The organism is Glutamicibacter sp. V16R2B1, from assembly GCF_005774635.1.
In the GTDB taxonomy this organism is placed as follows: Bacteria; Actinomycetota; Actinomycetes; order Actinomycetales; family Micrococcaceae; genus Glutamicibacter; species Glutamicibacter creatinolyticus.
The window spans coordinates 1-17,521 of sequence record NZ_VATX01000004.1 but is presented as its reverse complement, the minus strand read 5'-3'; the positions used below and the strand labels follow the sequence as shown (position 1 = coordinate 17,521).

Genomic DNA, 17,521 nt, shown 5'->3' with positions numbered 1-17,521 from the left:
ATCCGGATTCCTTCACGGGGAGGAAAGAGGTTGTGGGCTCATCGGGCAAGACTTCAGCGGCCCGCCTGGGCAGACGCGCACTGCCTGACGCAACGGGAAAGACGGGTCACGGTCAGCCGCCGGCACCAACGGAACCAGCGGGCAAGCGGCGTCCTGACCGTCGATGGTGGGCAAAAGACCGTAGCAGCATGGCGGCTGAATCTATTCTGCAGCTGGGCACCGCTCAGAGGGCAGTGCGGGGTCAGTAGGCTGGAGGAATGGAACTGCGCGCAAAGGCCTTACTGTTCGATATTGACGGAACGTTGGTGGATTCGACTCCCGCGGTCGAACGGACCTGGCGGACGTGGGCAGAGCGCTATGGGTTTGATGCGGCCCGTATCCTCGCCCAGAGCCACGGTCGGCGTACCGAGGATGTGGTCTCCATGCTGCTGCCGGCGGATCAGGTCGACGAGGCGTGTGCCGTCCTGCTGGAGATGGAGCTTGCTGACCTGGACGGTGTTGTGGCGCTGCCGGGAGTTTCAAGCATGCTTCAAGGTCTCGTTGCGCAGCGTTGGGGCGTGGTCACCTCGGGTGGCGCGCAGCTCATGCGTGCCCGTTTGACGGCAGCCGGGTTGCCGTCCCCGCAAGTTTTCAGGCTCTTCGCAATTGAGGGTGTAGGGCAGCACTGCCGCTGATCTGATTTCGGGGCGTGTCGCAGGGCAGTAAAAAGTCGAGGTCTTCACAAGAATGGAAGTTCCTACACAACCTTCTTGAAAGACCCCGACGTTGTCCCATACTACCTTTACCGCCCCGGATCTGACCACGTTCTGCCGGCTGGACGAGCTGGGCCTGACAGCCTGCGGTCAGCGGTTGTTGCCTGAACGTGCCGAGATCCTATGCAAGGTCACCGAAGCGGATCCGTGGTGCCGTAACTGCGGGCAGCCGGGAACGCCTCGTGGCACCGTGGTGCGCCGGCTGGCGCATGAGCCAGTCGGCTGGCGGCCGACCACGCTGGTGATCCGGGTGCGCCGGTACCGGTGTGCTGACTGCGGTACTGTGTGGCGTCAGGACACCAGCCAGGCTGCCGAGCCCCGGGCGAAGATTTCTCGTGGCGGGTTGGGTTGGGCGCTGACCGGGATCGTGTGTCAGCACTTGTCCATGGCACGGGTTGCTGAGGGGCTGGGCGTGTCCTGGAATACCGCTAATGACGCGGTGTTGGGTCAGGGGCAACGAGTGCTGATCAACAAGCCTGAACGGTTCAACGCAGTAAAAGTCATTGGGGTGGACGAGCACGTATGGCGCCACACCCGCAGTGGAGGCAAATACGTCACCGTGATCATTGACCTGACCCCGGTCACCGAAGGTGCTGGCCCGGCCCGGCTGCTGGACATGGTCCAAGGCCGCTCCAAGGCCGTGTTCAAGTCCTGGCTCGCGAACCGTCCCAAGAATGGCGGGACGGGATTGAAGTGGTGGCAATGGACGGTTTCAGCGGCTTCAAAACCGCCGCCGCGGAAGAGCTACCGGACGCGGTAGAAGTGATGGATCCCTTCCATGTGGTGCGCTTGGCTTCCGAAGCATTGGATAAGTGCCGTCAGCGGGTGCAGCAAGACACCTGTGGGCACCGTGGCCGCAAGGGTGATCCGCTCTATACGGCACGGCGCACGCTGTTGACCGGGGATGGTTTGCTGACTGAGAAGCAGATTGAACGCCTTGATGCCTTATTTGCTGATCAGCAGCACGAACCGGTGCAATTCACCTGGAACATCTATCAGCGCATCGTGGACGCGTACCGGCAAAAGGAGAAGAGCATCGGCAGGTGGTCGATGGAGCAGGTCATCGAGCTGATCAAAGCAAAAATTCCTACCGGGCTGCCCGAACTGGCGTCCCTGGGCCGCACCCTGAAGCGCCGGGCCGAGGATATCCTGGCTTACTTTGACCGGGCAAGCACCTCGAACGGCCCCACCGAAGCGATCAATGGGAGGTTGGAACACCTGCGCGGCAGCGCTCTGGGGTTCCGGAGCCTAGCGAATTATATTGCCCGTTCGCTCTTGGAATCTGGCGGGTTCAGACCCGTTTTACACCCTGGATTGTGAAGAGCCAGTTTTCATCAGCGCCGAAGACGTGTCGCAGGGCAAACCGGATCCGCAGGGGTACCTGTTGGCGGCACAGCGGCTAGGGGTAGCTCCCTCACAAGCGCTGGTGATCGAAGATGCCCCGGCCGGCATTCATGCCGGAAGGGCGGCCGGAGCCACGGTACTGGCCGTCGCGACCTCCCACGCTGCCCAAGAGCTCTCCGATGCTGATTTCGTGGTGCAAAACCTGGAGCAGGTGCAGGTTCACCGGCAGGACGGGCATCTTGTGCTCCGGGGCAAAGCCCTGGACGTCAGCGGCTGATCCTGCGTTGCCAGCCCATCCCCGCTCCCCGGTGCCCCAGGGTTTGGCCCAAGTTTGGCGCACCACGCAGGGACTCCTGCGGCATAAATCTGCGTTCATGCCGCAACGCCGTGTGCGTCCTGCCGTCTTGGTGACAGCAGGAGGCACACGGGGATGAGGTTGGCTACCGGCGGCTACCGGGCCTTGTCGATGACCTTGTCCACGTCGAAGAAGTGGGAGAGCACCGGACGGTCCCCACGCTTTTCCTTGGCGAACTGCAGGCCGTCAACGTTGACCCGCATCTGCCGCTGGTATTCGTCGGTCTGCTGCATCCAGGCGGTGGTGGTGCCGTCCACCCCGTAGAAGTAGCGGAAGCCGGCGTCCTTGAAGACCTTGTAGCGGGACCCGGAGTACTGGCCCACCTGGGCGATGTCCGAACCGAACGGGTAGATCAGCTGGTCGGTCTTGCCCACCAGCGGCTCCACTTCGTCCTTCCACAGCTTGGTGTCGCGCTTGAGCCGGTCCAGGGAGACCTTTCCGGTGGCGATGTGGCCCCAGGAGTGCGAGGCGAAGACCCAGCCGTTGTCCTTCATCGCCTCGGCCACTTCCTTGGCGGCGGCCTTGTCCTTGTCCATGTTCTTGTTCTCCGGGTACTGGCTGTCGGAGGTGCGGTAGCCGAACAGGCCGTTGTAGCCGGTCATCGCCAGCAACCCGCGCGCCCCGCGGTAGGAGAAGTCGGGGTGTTCCTCCACGAAGTCATCGACCATGGTGCTCACGTCGTAGGCGCCGGTGTGTTCCTTGCCCTCGGCGTCGGTGTAGACGTTGCGCACCTTGCCCTCGTCGGTGACGATGAGCTTGTCGGCGAACCCGTCCCCGTCCATGTACTCGTAGTAGCTCACGTCATCGATGGACAGCACCAGCGGCTTCTTGCCCTTGGGCAGCATGATCTTGCCGTACTTCATCTTCCCGTTCTTGTCGGGCTTGGCGAAGTCGGTCGGGTTGACCAGCACGTAGTCGCGCTCGTAGAGCTGGTCCAGGATCTTGGAGAATTCGTCCTGGGTGACCATGTAGTCCTTGTAGCCCTGGGCTTCCCCGTCCCCGTCGAAGGCGCGGTCGGTGTCGATCACCAGGGAGTGGAAGAACAGGTGCGGGATCTGGTTCGGCTTCTCCCAGGCCACCGTCGCGTCCTTTTCCTCCTGCAGGCCGCTGGCCAGCGAGCTGAGTTCCTCATTGGGTTCGTCCTTGACCAGCTTCATCGCCGCGTCATAGTCGTACCCGTCGGCCAGCCGGTTGACCTCGTCCTTGACCTGTTTGACCCGTTCGGCTTCCTGGGCCTTGGCCTGCTCCTGGCTCTGTTGTTCATCCTGCTGCGATCCGGCGGCCTCCGGGCCGCCGGCAGCGTCGTCTGCCTGGCTGCAGCCGGCCAGCAGCAGGGAGAGAATTGCCACGGATGAGAGCAGCTTGGTTCGGTTCACGGGTTGACAGCCTCCAAAGGTCGGCAGGTTTACGCTTTCCTTGCTTCGACCCTACACAGGCCGGGGCCGGTTCAGAACCGCCGGTGTAACTTTGGACAAGCGTGTTGCCCGAGGTGAACACTCCCCTCCTACTCAGCGCCGGGTGCCCGGGTTGCTTCGGCTGTGGCGCCCACCGCGTGTTGCAGCAGATGAACTAGGATAAACAGGTTAGGCAGGAGACAAGGACGAAGGAAGTTTATGCAGCCCTCGCACCGCGCGAATCGCTTGTGGCACCAGTCCCAGCAGTTCCGCCGGTCCGCCGCCTACCGGCTGATCACCGCCCCGCCGTGGGCGCTGGCGTTTATTCGGGCCGAATTCACCGCCGACCGTCCCCGGGTGTCCCTGGAACTGTTCCACGCCTCCCTGGATTCCTTCCTGCGCCAGGCCCGGGACAGCGAAGAGCAGGTTCCGGCCAGTTCCACGGCCGAGGACTTCGCCGAAGGCTGGGTACGCCAGGGCATCCTGGCCCGGCCGCTGATTGACGGACGCTTCAGCTACGAGCCGTCCGCGGCGACCCTGCGGGTGCTGCGCTTTTTGGACGAGCTGTCCACCGACGACTCGCGGCTGAACTCCTCCCGGCTGAACACGCTGCTGACCTCCCTGGAATCCCTGGCCCATGAGACCGACCCGGACCCGCAGGCCCGCATCCGGGCGCTGGAGGCGGAGATTGCCCAGCGCCAGGCGAAGATCGATGCGCTGCGGGCCGGGCACGACCCGGCGGTGCTTTCCCCGGCCTCGGCCTTGTCGGCCACCCGCTCGGTACTGGATTTGGCCTCCAGCCTGCCCGCCGACTTCCGGCGGATGCGTGACGGGGTGCGCCAGATGCTGCACAGCCTGCGTGAGGGGATCCTGGATGCCTCCACCGCCAAGGGCGTGGCCGTGGGCCAGGTGCTGGAGGCCGACCGGCAGCTGCGCTCCACCGCGGAGGGGGAAACCTTCTCCGGCTTCACCGAATTCCTCGGCTCTCCCGAGGCGCAGCAGCGATTCCGGGCCGCGGTCAACGAGGTGCTTGAACGCGACTTCGTCGATGGCCTGCAGGCCCCCGAACGCCAGATCCTGACCAACCTGCTGCGCGAACTGCGCCGCCAGGCCGCCGAGGTCCACGAATCCTACGGCCGGCTCTCCGAATCGCTGCACGCGTTCGTGCAGTCCGAGGACTACCAGCAGGCGCAGCTGCTGCGCCAGGCGGTGCGTGAAGCGGAACTGGCGATCAGCCGTTCCACGAACCTGAAGCCGCGCAGCGCGCTGGCCCCGTTGGACCTGTACGCCCCGCAGTTCGTGACCCTGCACGGGCTGGGCATCTTTGACCCTTCCGAGCATGTGGCTCCCCCGCCCCTGGCCGAGGCGCCGCAGTTCGACGCCGCGGACATTGTGCGCACCCCCAGCACCGCGAAGGCCGACATGCCCTTCCTGCGCGAGGCGGTGCGCGCCGGGCTGGAGGACGCCGGCAACGCCCCGGTGGCGCTGCACCAGCTGTACACGCGGCTGCCGGCCGAACATCGGCACCTGAACACCATCAGGGCGCTGATCGAGATCGGACGGACCAACGGTGAGGCGCTGAGCCCCGCCGAACTGCACCCGGTCGAATACTTCCAGGTCGATGGCAGCACCCGCACCGCCCTGCTGCCCGCACTGAGCTTTACCAAGGAGCCGCTATGAGCACCAGCACCGTGAACCCCGAAACGATCACCGAGCCCCTGTTCGACGGCGATACCGGTTCCTTCCCGGTGCAGCTGCGCCAGCTGCTGGTCAAGCTGCTGCGCGGGCCCTACCTGGACGGCGCGGTGGACCCGGCCGGCTGGCAGCTGCTGCTGGATCAGCGCGCCGCGATCACCGGGTACGTCTCGGAGATCTTCCTGGGGTTGAGCATCGATCCCGAACGCAAGATCGCGATGCTCAGCCCGGTGGACGTGGATTTGCCGCATTCGGCCCCGATCGCCCCGCGCCGTGGCCTGAAGCGGGACGAGACGCTGCTGGCGCTGCGCCTGCGCCTGCTGCTGGAACAGCATTCGGGCAGCGGCACCGACGCGGTCATTTCCCGCACCGCCATGCACGAGATCCTGGCCGAGCACCGCACCGCCAGCGACCGCGACGACAAGCGCTTCGCCGAGTCCTGCGACGCGGCGATCGGCCGGCTGAACACGCTGCGGCTGATCACCGGCACCGAGCTGGTCGACGAGTACCGCATCTCCCCGGCCCTGGCGATGGCCCTGCCGATCGCCAGCATCCAGGACATCCCCGGCTACATCGCCGCGATCGACAACACCGAGGCGCAGCCGGCGCTGCCCGATCAGCCCGGCGAAGCCCACCAGGGGCAGCTGGCGGAGGATCCTGATGAGCCGCCGCTGCCCGGTGGGGGCGATGCCCGGATCAGCGACGAATCCCAGATGGTTCAGGAGTAGCACCGATGAGCATAGAAATGACCTTGCCGCTGGGCGACACCCTCAACCCGGGCCAGCACCGGCTTTCCCGCATCCAGATCGTGAACTGGGGCACCTTCCACGGCCTGCACACCCTGCAGGTGGACCGGGCCGGGACACTGATCACCGGGCACCCGGGCGTGGGCAAGTCCACGCTCTTTGACGCGATGGGCCACCTGTTCTTCGCCACCCCGAGGCTGAACGAGTCGGCCAACGACGCGGCCACCCGCGAGGATCGGCGCACCACGTTCTCCTACATGCGCGGACGCAAGTTCAAGACCGGCTCGGGCACCGTCTACCAGCGGCCCGGGGCCACCTGGAGCGCGGTCAGCCTGGGCTACGAGGACGGGATGGGCAACACGGTCACCGCCGCGGCGGTCTTCGACCTGCCCGAGGCGGGCCTGGAGAACCAGGTCTCCAAGCACTACCTGCTGTGCGAGGGGCCGCTGGATGTGGCCGAGCTGGAACACCATGGGGCGCGGCGCTTCACCGTCTCCTCGCTGCAGAAGCTGCTGGACCCGGCCGAGGCGTTCGACACCCACAAGGCGTTCGTGGAACGGCTGCGCCGCCGGCTCGGGGTGGAGAACGACAAGGCCTTCGCCCTGCTGCGCACCCTGCAGAATGGGAAGGGCCTGGCCAAGGGCGTGAACCAGTTCTTCCGCCACGAGGTGCTGGAGGAACCGGCCACCCTGAAGGCCGCGGCCGCAGCCGTGGAGGACTTCGCCCACCTGCGCGGCATCTACCGCCAGCTGGACACCGCCCGGCGCCAGCGCGACGTGCTGGCCCAGGTGCCGGCACAGAACCGGCAGTACGCGGCCCTGGCCGAGCAGATCGCCGGGATTGAGCAGCTGGTGAACACCCAGCTGGCCGAGCTGGAGCAGGCCGTGCGCGCCCAGGTGCTGCGCCGGGACCTGCAGGTGCACACCAAGCAGCTCTCCACGCTGCGCGAGCAGGAGGGGCAGCTGCAGGCCCGCAGGGAGGAGCTGGCCGGCCAGCTTGGCCAGCTGCGCCAGCTGCAGGACGACACCGGCGCCCAGGCGCTGATGCTGCTGGAGCGGGAGGCCGATGCGGCGCGCAAGGCGCTGTCCGAAAAGGAGAGCGTGCTGCGTGCCCTGCACGAACAGGTCACCCAGGCCGGGCTGAGCTTTGACTTCAGCGCCACCGGCCTGGATGAGCTGCGCGCCAATGCGGCGCGCACCGTGCAGCAGCTGGACTCGATCACCAAGGACGCGCAGACCGTGGAGTACGAGGCCATGGCCTCGCTGATGAACCTGCGCCAGCGGGCGGCCAACCTGCAAAAGCAGATCGACTCCTACCAGCGGCGCACCAGCAACATCGATGACCGTTCGGTGGCCGCCCGGCGGGCGATCGCCTCGGCCAGCGGTGTGCCCGAGGACCAGCTGCCCTTTGCCGGGGAGCTGATGGACGTGGCGGCCAGCGAGGCGGGCTGGCGCACGGCCGCGGAAAAGGCGCTGCGCACCCTGGCCCGCTCGATCCTGGTCCCCGGGGAGCATTTGGCGGCGGTCACCCACGCCATCGACCAGCTGGACGGGCTGGGCCGGATCCGCTGGGTGGACATGTCCCAAACCCCCAAGCCGGCGGTTGCCGGGGCCTCGGACCTGGTGAGCAAGCTCGAATTCATGTCCACCGCCGCCGGGCACTGGCTGCAGGCCAAGATCACCGCCGACTATCCGCTGGTGTGCGTGGAAAACGATGCCCAGATGCACCGGCACACCAAGGCGATCACCCCGGCCGGCACCCTGAAGTCCGGCACCGGCAGCTTCGAACGCGACACCCGCAGCCTGCCGGTCTCCGAGCACCTGCTGGGGTTCACCAACGAAGCGAAGATCACCGAGCTGCAGGCCAAGCAGGCCCGGCTGCAGGAGCAGATCGCCGACGCGCAGGCCGCCGCCGACCAGCGCAGCGCCGCCAAGGAGCAGGTGCTGGCCAAGGCGCGGGTGCTCCAGGCCCTGAGCGAGGATGATCGCAGCTTCGCCCAGCTGGACACCTCCGCGGCGCTGGAGGCGCTGCGCCGCAGCGAACAGAAGCTCGGGGACGCGCTGAGCCGGTCCGGGGACTCCTCCGGGCTGCGTCAGCAGCTGAAGCAGGCCCAGACCGAATCCGATGAGGTGATCGGCCAGCTGGCCCTGATCCGCTCCCGGATCCAGGAGCTGGAGGCCGAGATCGCCAAGGCGGGCCGGGTGGTGCAGGCCCTGGGCGAGGAGCAGGCCGACGCCCGGCAGCTGCTGGGACAGCTGCCCGAGGGCGTCACCCAGCTGGAACCGGTCAAGACGGTGATCGGTGCGCTGCAGCAGGCCGAGCAGGCCGACCCGGCGCAGCTCACCACCGTCTTCGCCGAGGCCCGGGTGCAGCTGACCGGTGAGCTGGGCACCCTGAACGCCGAACGGGTGGCGGTGGCCAACGAGCTTAGCGACACCTTCAAGCGCTTCGCCCGCGAATTCGGCACCTCCCACGCCCAGACCCACGGCACCGGGGCGCAGGCCGGCGAACACTATGAACGGCTGCACGACCAGATCGTCGCCGAGGGCCTGCCGCACCATGAGGCCCAGTTCCGCGAGTACTTCGCCAACCGCTCCTACGAGCGCTTCAGCGACCTGCTGCAGCTGCTTGACGAGGAACGCAGGATGATCGCCGAACGCATCAAGCCGCTGAACCAGATCCTGGCCGACGTGCCCTTCGAGCACGGGTCGATCCTGCGCTTCGAGGTGGAGCCGGCCATCCCGGCCGAGGCCGGAACGTTCCGCCGCGAACTGAAGCAGGCCCTGAACGAGGCCTACAGCACCCGGGAGGAAAGCACCCTGAAGCGCTCCTACGCCGCGTTGGAGGCGATCGTGGAGGCGCTGGCCGACCCGGGCCGCAGCTCCTGGCGGGCCACCGTGCTGGATGTGCGCCACCACGTGGTGATCCGCTGCGATGAGCACAAGCCCAATGGCGAGGTGGAAACCGGGCTGGAGCCCGGAACCCTCTCCGGGGGTGAGGGCCAGCGCTTCACCTCGTTCGTGATGGGCGCCGCCCTGGCCTACCAGCTGGGCTTCGCCACCGCCGGGTTCACCTCCTACGGCACCGTGATGATCGATGAGGCCTTCATCCAGGCGAACTCGGAATATGCCGCCGCCGGCATCCGGGCCCTGCAGGAGTTCGGCTTCCACCTGGTGCTGGCCGCCCCGGAGGACAAGATCGACTTGAGCAGCCACCTGGGCTCCATCACCGACATCATCAAGCACCCGGGCTCGAACATCTCCGGGTTTGTCACCACCGGGCGCTCCCCGGCGATGGCCACCACCATCGCGCTGCGCGACTAGAAGGGGCGGCGGGCGGCGGCGTTGGTTGCCGCGGCCCCAACCTTGTGGTTAACCAGGTGAAGGGCTGGTCCCACCATCAGGTGGAACCAGCCCTTCACTGTGCCCAGCCCCGGAGGGCTACTCGGTGGCCAGGCCCTCCACCGGGGAGAGCTTCGCGGCCCGGCGGGAGGGGGTCAGCGAGGCCAGCAGCGCGGCGACCAGGCTGACACCCAGCACCAGAGCCAGCTGCAGCCACGGGATGTCGAAGTACACCGTGCCCACGGCCGCCAGGGTGCTGTATGCCCCGAACATGCCGTAGATGACGCCCAGGATCAGGCCCAGCAGGGCGGCCACCCCGCCGATCAGCACCGCCTCCACCGCCAGCATGGAGCGCAGCTGCTTCTTCTTCAGGCCCAGGGCCCGCAGCAGCGAGTTCTCCCGGGTGCGTTCAAGCACCGAGAGGCTGAGCGTGTTGGCCACACCGATCAGCGCGATCAGCACCGCCACTGCCAGCAGGCCGGAGACGATCATCAGCAGCACGTCGATGATCTGGGAGAACATCGCCTTCTCGGTCACCCCGCCGCTGACCAGCGCCTGGTCAACGTTCAGGGTCTTGGAGATCTGCTCCACGATCTGCTTGACCTGGCTGTCGCTGACCGAGTCGTCCAGGCGAACCAGGGCACCGCCCATCACCTCTTCATGCTGCAGCCCGATCCGCTGCGCGGTGTCCTGGGTGATCATGTTCGGCAGGTAGCTGGCCGAGGAGGTGACCAGCTTCAGCTCATGCCCCTTGATGGTGGCCGTGGTGGCCTTGGCGTCCCCGCTGGCCCCGCTGGTGTACACCAGCTCGCCGTCCTGCGGCAGCGGGGCGTTTTGCTGCAGCACATCCTGCAGCGTCGTGGTGTCCACGATGAACAGGTAGGACTCGTCGCTGGTGCCGTTGTCCAGCTCGATCTTCGGTGCCCCGGATTCGTACCGGCTCACCGCCGAGATCCCCTCAATCTGGCGCAGCTGGGTTTCCTGCGCCGGGTTCAGGTCCCCGGACTGGACCATCAGGTCCACCGGGTATTCCTCGGTCAGCCCCTGGTTCAGGGACACCTTCGCGCTTTGCCCGCCCACCATGATCATGGACACCAGGGTCACGCCAATCAGCAGCGCCGTCGCGGTGGCCGTGGTGCGACCGGGGTTGCGCACCGAGTTCAGTGCCGCCAGCTTGCCGGCCACCTTGCCCCCGGAGACCAGGCGCCCGATGCCGTACACCGCGGAGGGCACGAACAGCGAGGCGAGCATCAGGATGCCGGGGAAGGAGAACAATCCGCCCAAAAAGGCGATCGGCAGCGACTTGAGCATCGCCCCGGCCACCAGCCCGGCGATCCCGGCCAGGGCCAGGATGGCGCCAAAGACGATCCGCAGCTTGCCGGCGCGGTTCTTCACACTGGCCGCGTCAAAGGGGCGCAGCGCCGCCAGCGGGGCCAGCTTCATGGCCCGGCGGGCCGGAACCCAGGCGGAGAGCACGGTCATCACGATGCCGATGGCCAACGGCACCAGCAGCACCTTCAGATCCAGCGCCAGGGTGGCGTAGGCCATGTCCGGCACCGTCACCTGCAGCAGCTTGATCAGCCCGGCCATCAGGCCCACCGCGGCGGCCACGCCGAGCAGCGAGGAGACCACGCCGATCAGCAGCGCCTCAATGAGCACCGAGGAGCGGATCTGCCCCCGCTTGGCCCCCAGGGTGCGCAGCAGGGCCAGTTCGCGGGTGCGCTGGGCGATCACCACGGAGAAGGTGTTCATCACCACCAGGCCGGTGACCACCAGGGCCACCAGGGCGAAGATCAGCAGCACCACGGTCAGCTGGTCGGTGCCGCCGGTGAGCTGGGCGACGTCCTCGATGATCTTTTCATCGGCGGTAAGCACCGAGGCGCTCTTCACCGACTGCTCGGCCAGTTCTTCGCGCAGCGCCTGCGCGGCGGCGGAAACGTCACCGGAGGCGTTGACGATCAGCTCATCCAGTTGCGCCTGCTCGCCCATCAAAAATTCAAAGGCGTCTTCGGACACGCCCACCTGCATCATCCCGCCCATGAACGGGTCGGCGCTGGGGGCGCTGAGCCCCACGATGCGCACTTCCTGCAGTCCGTCCTCGCCGCTGACCCCGTCCAGGGCGACGACGTCCCCCAGCGAAAGGCCTTCCTCCTGGGCGCCCTTCTCATCGACGGTGATCTCGGTTTCCTTCGTCGGGGCCCGGCCCTCGATCAGGTTCAGCCCGGAGAAGCGGTTCTCGGCGGAGACCGGAACCAGCCAGGCGCCGAACGCGTTCTTGTCGGTGCGCAGGCTGGTGCCGGCCCGCACCGAACCGTAGGCGGTGGACACCTCGGGCAGCTTGCGCACCGAGTTCAGCACGTCCAGGGTCATGGGCTTGTCCGACTCGGTGCCGTAGTCCTCGTTCTTCCAGTCCTGGAAGGCCACCAGGTCGGCGTTGCGGTAGACCTCGCCCACGGAGTTCTTCAATGTGGCCCGGGTGGAGGTGTCCACCGCCAGGCTGGCCCCGAGGAATGCGGTGCCGATGGCCACCGCCAACACCGCGGCGATGTAGCGCCGCGCATAGGTCTTGATATTCGCTAATGCGACGTGAAGCATGATCAGTCCTACTCCGCCAGGTTGGCCAGCGCGTCGGTCACCGAGGCAACGGTCGGCTCGGCCAGCTTGCCCACCAGCTGCCCGTCCTTCATCAACAGCACTTCGTCGGCGTAGGAGGCGGCCACCGGGTCGTGGGTGACCATGATGATGGTCTGGCCCATTTCGCGGGTGGAGGCGCGCAGCAGGGACAGCACTTCGGCGCCGGTGCGCGAATCGAGGTTGCCGGTGGGTTCATCGCCAAAGACCACCTCGGGGCGGGTGAGCAGGGCGCGGGCCACGGCCACACGCTGCTGCTGGCCGCCGGAGAGCTCGTGCGGCTTGTGATCCAGGCGGTCGTTCAGCCCCAGGATCCCCACCACCTGCTCGAACCAGGCCGGGTCGTGCTTCTTGCCGGCCAGCGCCAGCGGCAGCAGGATGTTGTCCCGCGCGGTGATGGTGGGCACCAGGTTGAAGGACTGGAAGACGAAGCCGATCTGTTCGCGGCGCATCTCGGTCAACTGGTCGTCGCTGAGCTGCATCAGGTTCTTGCCGCCGATCAGGATCTGCCCGTCATCGGCGGTGTCCAGCCCGGCCAGGCAATGCATCAGGGTGGACTTGCCGGAGCCGGAGGGGCCCATGATGGCGGTAAAGCGCGAACGCACGAAGGAAACGTCAACGCTCCTCAACGCCTCGACACGGGTCGAGCCGTGCCCGTAGGTCTTGGTCAGGCCCCGGGCCTGCACGGCGAAATCTGTTTCCACAACGGTTTCTTGATTCATAGTCCAAGACTACAAACCCGCATGCCACCAAGGGATCGGCCAAATGAACGGTGTTTGGCGCCACAGTGTCATACCAGGGGTGGAGAGCTGCGCCCACCGGCCGTCGCAGTGCCGCAAGGCACGCGCCCCACACGATCAGCAGTCCACGTGGTATTCGCTCCGGCGATGTGAGGCCGGTTCGATCTGGAAGGTCGAGTGGCTGATGCTCACCTCGAAGTGCTCGGCGACGCATTGCTGCAGCAGGCGCAGCAGCTCGCCGGTGGAGTCCGAGGAGAACATTTCATCGGCCACCACCACGTGGGCGGTGAGCACCGGAAGGTTCGAGGCGATCTGGCTGGCGTGCAGGTCATGCACCGCCAACACCCCGGGCAGCTTCTCCAGGTGCTGGCGCACGTCATGCAGGTCCAGGCCCCGGGGGGTGGATTCGAGCAGGATGTGGGTGGTCTCCCCCAGCAGCTTCAGTGCGCGGGGCACAATCAGCGCGGCAATGAACAGTGCGGCCAGCGAGTCGGCGGTGGCCCAGCCGGTCAGCCAGATGACCACTGCGGCCACAATGACCGCCACCGAACCCAGCGCGTCGTTCAGCACCTCCAGGAACGCGGCGCGCATGTTCAGGTTGTCCTGCCGCCCGGCGAAGATGATCCACATGGAAACCAGGTTGCCCAGCAACCCAATTACGCCAAAGACCAGCAGGCCGGTGGACTGGATCTCGGCCGGTTCAAAGATGCGGCGCACCGCGTCAATGGCCGCATAGATGCCCACCGCCAGCAGCAGCGCCGCCTGCAGCGTCGCGGAGAGCACCTCGGCACGTCGGAAACCCCAGGTGCGCTGGTCGGTGGATTTGCGCATCACCAGGTTGGCGGCGGTCAGCGCCATCAGCAGCCCCAGCGTGTCGGTGAGCATGTGGGCGGCGTCCACCAGCAGCGCCAGCGAGTTGGTCAGCAGCGCCCCGACGACCTCGGCGATCAGGATCGTGGCGGTGATGCCAAACGCCCAGGCCAGGCGTTTGCGGTTCATCTCGGCCAGGCCGTGGTCATGGGAGTGGTCATGGGACACTGTGCAGCGCCTCCTGGTTGGAATTCGGGCCTTCGTGTTCGTCGAGCCAGTGGTGCTCGCCCCGCTCGGCGCGCACCAACGGTCCTGCGTGTTTCAGCAGGGTCTGCAGCCCCGCCTCGTCGTTCAGCGAGTAGAGGCTGGAACGCCCCACCGAACGGGCCTTGACCAGGTTGCCTTCGCGCAGGCACGCCAAATGGGCGCTCACGGTGCTTTGGGCCAGGCCCAGGTGCTCGGTCAGTTCCTTGACCTTGTGCTCCCCGGTCTTCAGGTGTTCCAGGATCATCAGCCGCATCGGGTCGGCCAGGCAGTGGAAGAGGGCCGCGGTGCGTCGGCGGGTCACCGCACCCGCATCTTCATCGGTCACTGACTCTATTATCGCCATATAACGATGATAGCAGGAACGGACGCGAGGGCAAGCGGGGCCAGGCGGCAGTGGCAGGATGGTGGCATGGGAGATTTAATCATCGGGGTCGACGGGCTGGCGCGGCCCCCGTGGGCAGCCAGCAGCGAGCTGCTGCGTGAGTACTACGACACCGAATGGGGCATGCCCATCACCGATGAGCGCGGCCTGTTTGAGCGCCTGAGCCTGGAGGCCTTCCAGTCCGGCCTGTCGTGGGCGATCATCCTGAAGAAGCGGGAGGACTTCCGCCGGGCATTCGCCGGCTTTGACCCCGACGCGGTCGCGGCCTTCGGCCAATCGCAGATTGACCAGCTGCTGCAGGACGCGGGGATCGTGCGCAACCGGCGCAAGATTGAGGCCACCATCAGCAACGCGCGGGCAACCGTCGCCCTGCGCGCCGCCGGCGGATTATCGGAGCTAATTTGGTCACACCGCCCGCAGCACACCCCACAGCCGGCCACCCTGGCCGAGATTCCCACGCAGAGCCCCGAATCGGTGGCGCTGTCCAAGGCGCTGAAACGGGCCGGCTTCAGGTTCGTGGGACCCACCACCATGTTCGCGCTGATGGAGGCCATCGGCATGGTGGACACCCACCTGCTGGGTTCGCACCGCCGCGGCAGTTCCGGAATCTGGCGACAGTGACGCACCGGTTCCGCCTCACCTCCACCGGGGCGCTGGATGTGGCGCATCTGTTCCAGGTGCTGCAGGTGCATTCACTGCCCATTCAGGAAACCCTGGATCCGGCGCAGGGCACGATCACCCGGCTGTTGCGCACGGCCACCGGCTGGCAGCTGACCGAGCTGCGGGTAGATGCCGGCGGCGTCGGGGTGACCACCGAGGCGCCGGCGAGCGCCGAAGCAGGGCTGCGGGACGCCGTGACCCATTGGCTGGGGTTGGCGCAGGACGGCACTGCGGGATTGCGCCGCCTGTCCAGGGATCCATTGCTCAGCGCCTGCGCCCGAAGGCATCCGCACCTGCGCCTGATCAGCTACCCGGATTTCTTTGAGGCCCTGGTGACTACGGTGCTGGGTCAACAGATTTCCACCCGTGCCGCCCGCACGCTGGCGCTGCGGCTTGTCACGGCACTGGGGGTCGAGCACGCGAGCGGGTTCCACGCCTTTCCAGAGGCCGCGAGGGTCGCCGGAACATCGGTTCCCGATTTGGTGTCCATCATCAGGTGCCCCGCCTCCCGGGCGGCAACCTTGCAACGGGTGGCCCAGTGGTACCTGGATTTCGGCCCGTCGATGAAGGCCCCGGCCCCGCAGCTGCGCCAGAGTCTACTGGCCCTGAAGGGAGTCGGCCCGTGGACGGTGGATTATGTGGCGTTGCGCGGGCTGCGCGACCCGCGCGTCTTCTTGGCTTCGGACCTGGTGGTGCGCCGCGCCCTGCAACTGCTGGGCTGGGAGCAGAAGGCGTCCCTGCTGGATTGGGAAAAGGACAACGCGCTGGCGACCGTGCTGCTCTGGAAGGTCGCGGGCGAACTTGGCGCTCTGCCAGGCGCAGGTGCGCTACCGATGTGAGGACGGCCCTGGCTCACCCAGGCAAATCTCACGCAGCCAAAACCCGGACTTAAAACAGAAGAAGCGCATCAAGGCGTGCATGCTTGATGCGCTTCATTCTGCGAATCGGCTGACTGAGCAGGTCAGCCGTTCCCTTTCCCTTTTACTTCAAGCCGGCTAGGCCGACCACCGCCGGGGATTGAGCAAGTCCCGTGACGGCTCTTGGTCGACTCGCATCGACCAAAGTCAGCGCCTCCCCCGACCACACACGGGGAAGGCTCCGCACTAAGCATACGACACCCCACCACAATAACGTCAAGTGCATCTGGCTTAATTTTTCAAAGCTTTTCTTAGGTGTGTCTAATCTAAGAAAAAGCGGCCCGGAGCGGGTGTCGCTCCGAGCCACTGCGGGGCCAGGCCCCTAGAATCTTCCGCCGCTGACGCTATTTTGCCGGCGCCGGCTCCTCGTCAAAGATCTGGCCGATGGCGCTGCGCTTTTCGGCCTGGAATTCATCCTCCACCCGGCCGTAGGCCCAGTACGCGGACAGGGACATCGCCTGGCGCTGCACTTCGCGCTCCCCATGGAAGTACATGCGCAGTTTTTTCATGACCTCACGCTCGCCGTGGCAGAAGATCTGCACCTTGCCCTCGGGCCACGGCACCTGGCGAACCGCCTGTTCAAGGATGGTTGTCTGCGGAGAGAACGGCGCATTGCGGTGCAGCCAGGTGATCTCGATGCCCTTCGGCGCCTGGAACTGTACTTCGTCCTTGGCATCGTTGACCTCGATGATCACCCGCCCAACCATGTCCTCATCCATGGCCTCCAGCGCGCAGGCGATGGCAGGGATCGCGGTTTCGTCCCCGACCAGGAACTGGAAGTCGTACTCCGCGCTGGGCGCATAGCGTCCGCCGGGACCGCTGAAGCAGATCTTGTCACCGACCTGCGCGTCGCGTGCCCACGGCCCGGCCAGCCCCTCGTCCCCGTGGACCACAAAGTCGATGTCCAGTGTCCGGGCCTCGGTGTCCACGTTGCGCACAGTGTAGGTGCGGCGTACCGGCAGATCCTGGGCCGGGAGAATGGCCCGCAGCTCATCAAGGTTGTAGGGCGGCTGCAGCCCCAGCTCGGGCTTGGCGAAGAGGATCTTCACGTAGCGGTCGGTGACCTCCTTGTCCTGGTAGTCGGAAAACCCTGGACCGCCGAAGGTCAGGCGCACCAGGTGCGCGGAGATCTGCTGGCGAGCCACCACTTCGAGCACTACCTGCGGACGCACCGGACGACGACCATCACTCTTGGCCACAAAAACACCCCTTGAACTAATAGGTTAGATATAGCTAGCCTAATTCATTTTTGGGCCCAACGGCATCTAGCTGTTCTTCCCATGGACGTTGTGTACGCGGTCGATGGGTGATTTGCCGCCGATGCCGGTATGGGGTCTGTGATGATTGTACTCATGGAGCCAGGCCGGGTAAGCGGCGGCGCGCTCGGCTTCTGAGCCGTAGTGCCGGGCGTAGGCCCATTCGAACGCGAGAGTGCGGTGGAAGCGCTCGATCTTCCCATTCGTCTGAGGCCACTGCGGTCTGGTGCA

At 66.3% G+C, this 17,521-nt stretch carries 14 protein-coding genes and 1 pseudogene; 8 read left to right on the top strand and 7 right to left on the bottom strand.

Going from position 1 to position 17,521, the window contains the following annotated elements; genetic code table 11:
- Positions 1-257: 257 nt before the first annotated feature.
- The 3 genes and pseudogenes from FDN03_RS01610 to FDN03_RS01600 all read left to right on the top strand — a co-directional run bounded on the left by FDN03_RS01610 (position 258) and on the right by FDN03_RS01600 (position 2,373).
- Entirely contained in the window at positions 258-674 is a 417-nt protein-coding gene (locus FDN03_RS01610) for an HAD hydrolase-like protein (protein WP_138173462.1), read from the top strand.
- A gap of 91 nt (positions 675-765) precedes the next feature.
- Positions 766-2,072 (top strand): annotated as a pseudogene (locus tag FDN03_RS01605) (ISL3 family transposase).
- A 28-nt stretch (positions 2,073-2,100) separates the two neighbouring features.
- Complete coding sequence (locus tag FDN03_RS01600; RefSeq protein ID WP_249354186.1) at positions 2,101-2,373, top strand: HAD-IA family hydrolase; 273 nt, start codon at positions 2,101-2,103, stop codon at positions 2,371-2,373.
- A gap of 173 nt (positions 2,374-2,546) precedes the next feature.
- Here the strand turns inward: FDN03_RS01600 and FDN03_RS01595 are convergent, their stop codons facing one another.
- Positions 2,547-3,827 carry a polysaccharide deacetylase gene (locus FDN03_RS01595; protein ID WP_249354183.1) on the bottom strand — a complete coding sequence of 427 codons (1,281 nt, stop codon included), beginning with the start codon at positions 3,825-3,827 and terminating at the stop codon, positions 2,547-2,549.
- Between the two features lie 237 nt (positions 3,828-4,064).
- On the opposite strand from FDN03_RS01595, the gene FDN03_RS01590 reads away from it, so the two are divergent.
- From FDN03_RS01590 to FDN03_RS01580, 3 genes are read left to right on the top strand one after another with little or no spacing between them, the layout of a single operon-like run.
- Complete coding sequence (locus FDN03_RS01590) at positions 4,065-5,525, top strand: DUF3375 domain-containing protein (protein ID WP_138173458.1); 1,461 nt, start codon at positions 4,065-4,067, stop codon at positions 5,523-5,525.
- Complete coding sequence (locus FDN03_RS01585) at positions 5,522-6,268, top strand: DUF4194 domain-containing protein (protein ID WP_138173456.1); 747 nt, start codon at positions 5,522-5,524, stop codon at positions 6,266-6,268. The genes FDN03_RS01590 and FDN03_RS01585 overlap by 4 nt, the downstream gene beginning before the upstream one ends.
- A 5-nt stretch (positions 6,269-6,273) precedes the next feature.
- On the top strand, positions 6,274-9,609 hold the full coding sequence (locus FDN03_RS01580; protein WP_138173454.1) for an ATP-binding protein: 3,336 nt from the start codon (positions 6,274-6,276) through the stop codon (positions 9,607-9,609).
- A 117-nt stretch (positions 9,610-9,726) separates the two neighbouring features.
- Here the strand turns inward: FDN03_RS01580 and FDN03_RS01575 are convergent, their stop codons facing one another.
- From FDN03_RS01575 to FDN03_RS01560, 4 genes are all read right to left on the bottom strand, one after another.
- Positions 9,727-12,222 carry an ABC transporter permease gene (locus tag FDN03_RS01575; RefSeq protein WP_138173452.1) on the bottom strand — a complete coding sequence of 832 codons (2,496 nt, stop codon included), beginning with the start codon at positions 12,220-12,222 and terminating at the stop codon, positions 9,727-9,729.
- 8 nt (positions 12,223-12,230) lie between these two features.
- A complete protein-coding gene (locus tag FDN03_RS01570) occupies positions 12,231-12,980 on the bottom strand; it encodes an ABC transporter ATP-binding protein (protein ID WP_054820852.1) in 750 nt (249 codons plus the stop codon).
- 135 nt (positions 12,981-13,115) lie between these two features.
- Positions 13,116-14,036, bottom strand: a complete 921-nt coding sequence (locus tag FDN03_RS01565; RefSeq protein WP_246049706.1) for a cation diffusion facilitator family transporter — start codon at positions 14,034-14,036, stop codon at positions 13,116-13,118.
- Positions 14,026-14,400, bottom strand: coding sequence for a metalloregulator ArsR/SmtB family transcription factor (locus FDN03_RS01560; RefSeq protein WP_281283955.1), 375 nt, complete (start codon positions 14,398-14,400; stop codon positions 14,026-14,028). The genes FDN03_RS01565 and FDN03_RS01560 overlap by 11 nt, the downstream gene beginning before the upstream one ends.
- Positions 14,401-14,484: 84 nt before the next feature.
- On the opposite strand from FDN03_RS01560, the gene FDN03_RS01555 reads away from it, so the two are divergent.
- On the top strand, positions 14,485-15,078 hold the full coding sequence (locus tag FDN03_RS01555) for a DNA-3-methyladenine glycosylase I (RefSeq protein ID WP_138173448.1): 594 nt from the start codon (positions 14,485-14,487) through the stop codon (positions 15,076-15,078).
- Positions 15,075-15,956 (top strand): DNA-3-methyladenine glycosylase, encoded by an 882-nt coding sequence (locus FDN03_RS01550; RefSeq protein WP_171021091.1) that lies wholly within the window; start codon positions 15,075-15,077, stop codon positions 15,954-15,956. Before FDN03_RS01555 ends, FDN03_RS01550 begins: the two co-directional genes overlap by 4 nt.
- Before the next feature lie 422 nt (positions 15,957-16,378).
- Here FDN03_RS01550 and FDN03_RS01545 read toward each other — a convergent pair whose 3' ends face one another.
- Positions 16,379-17,233 carry a siderophore-interacting protein gene (locus tag FDN03_RS01545; protein WP_171021090.1) on the bottom strand — a complete coding sequence of 285 codons (855 nt, stop codon included), beginning with the start codon at positions 17,231-17,233 and terminating at the stop codon, positions 16,379-16,381.
- A gap of 66 nt (positions 17,234-17,299) precedes the next feature.
- A partial coding sequence (locus tag FDN03_RS01540; RefSeq protein ID WP_138173444.1) for an integrase core domain-containing protein occupies positions 17,300-17,521 on the bottom strand: 222 nt, incomplete at its 5' end.

Bases quoted from the DNA above. Each gene is read 5' to 3' on its own strand.
- FDN03_RS01610 (WP_138173462.1), top strand. From the start codon at position 258: ATGGAACTGCGCGCAAAGGCCTTACTGTTCGATATTGACGGAACGTTG.
- FDN03_RS01590 (WP_138173458.1), top strand. From the start codon at position 4,065: ATGCAGCCCTCGCACCGCGCGAATCGCTTGTGGCACCAGTCCCAGCAG.
- FDN03_RS01585 (WP_138173456.1), top strand. From the start codon at position 5,522: ATGAGCACCAGCACCGTGAACCCCGAAACGATCACCGAGCCCCTGTTC.
- FDN03_RS01580 (WP_138173454.1), top strand. From the start codon at position 6,274: ATGAGCATAGAAATGACCTTGCCGCTGGGCGACACCCTCAACCCGGGC.
- FDN03_RS01575 (WP_138173452.1), bottom strand. From the start codon at position 12,222: ATGCTTCACGTCGCATTAGCGAATATCAAGACCTATGCGCGGCGCTAC.
- FDN03_RS01570 (WP_054820852.1), bottom strand. From the start codon at position 12,980: ATGAATCAAGAAACCGTTGTGGAAACAGATTTCGCCGTGCAGGCCCGG.
- FDN03_RS01555 (WP_138173448.1), top strand. From the start codon at position 14,485: ATGGGAGATTTAATCATCGGGGTCGACGGGCTGGCGCGGCCCCCGTGG.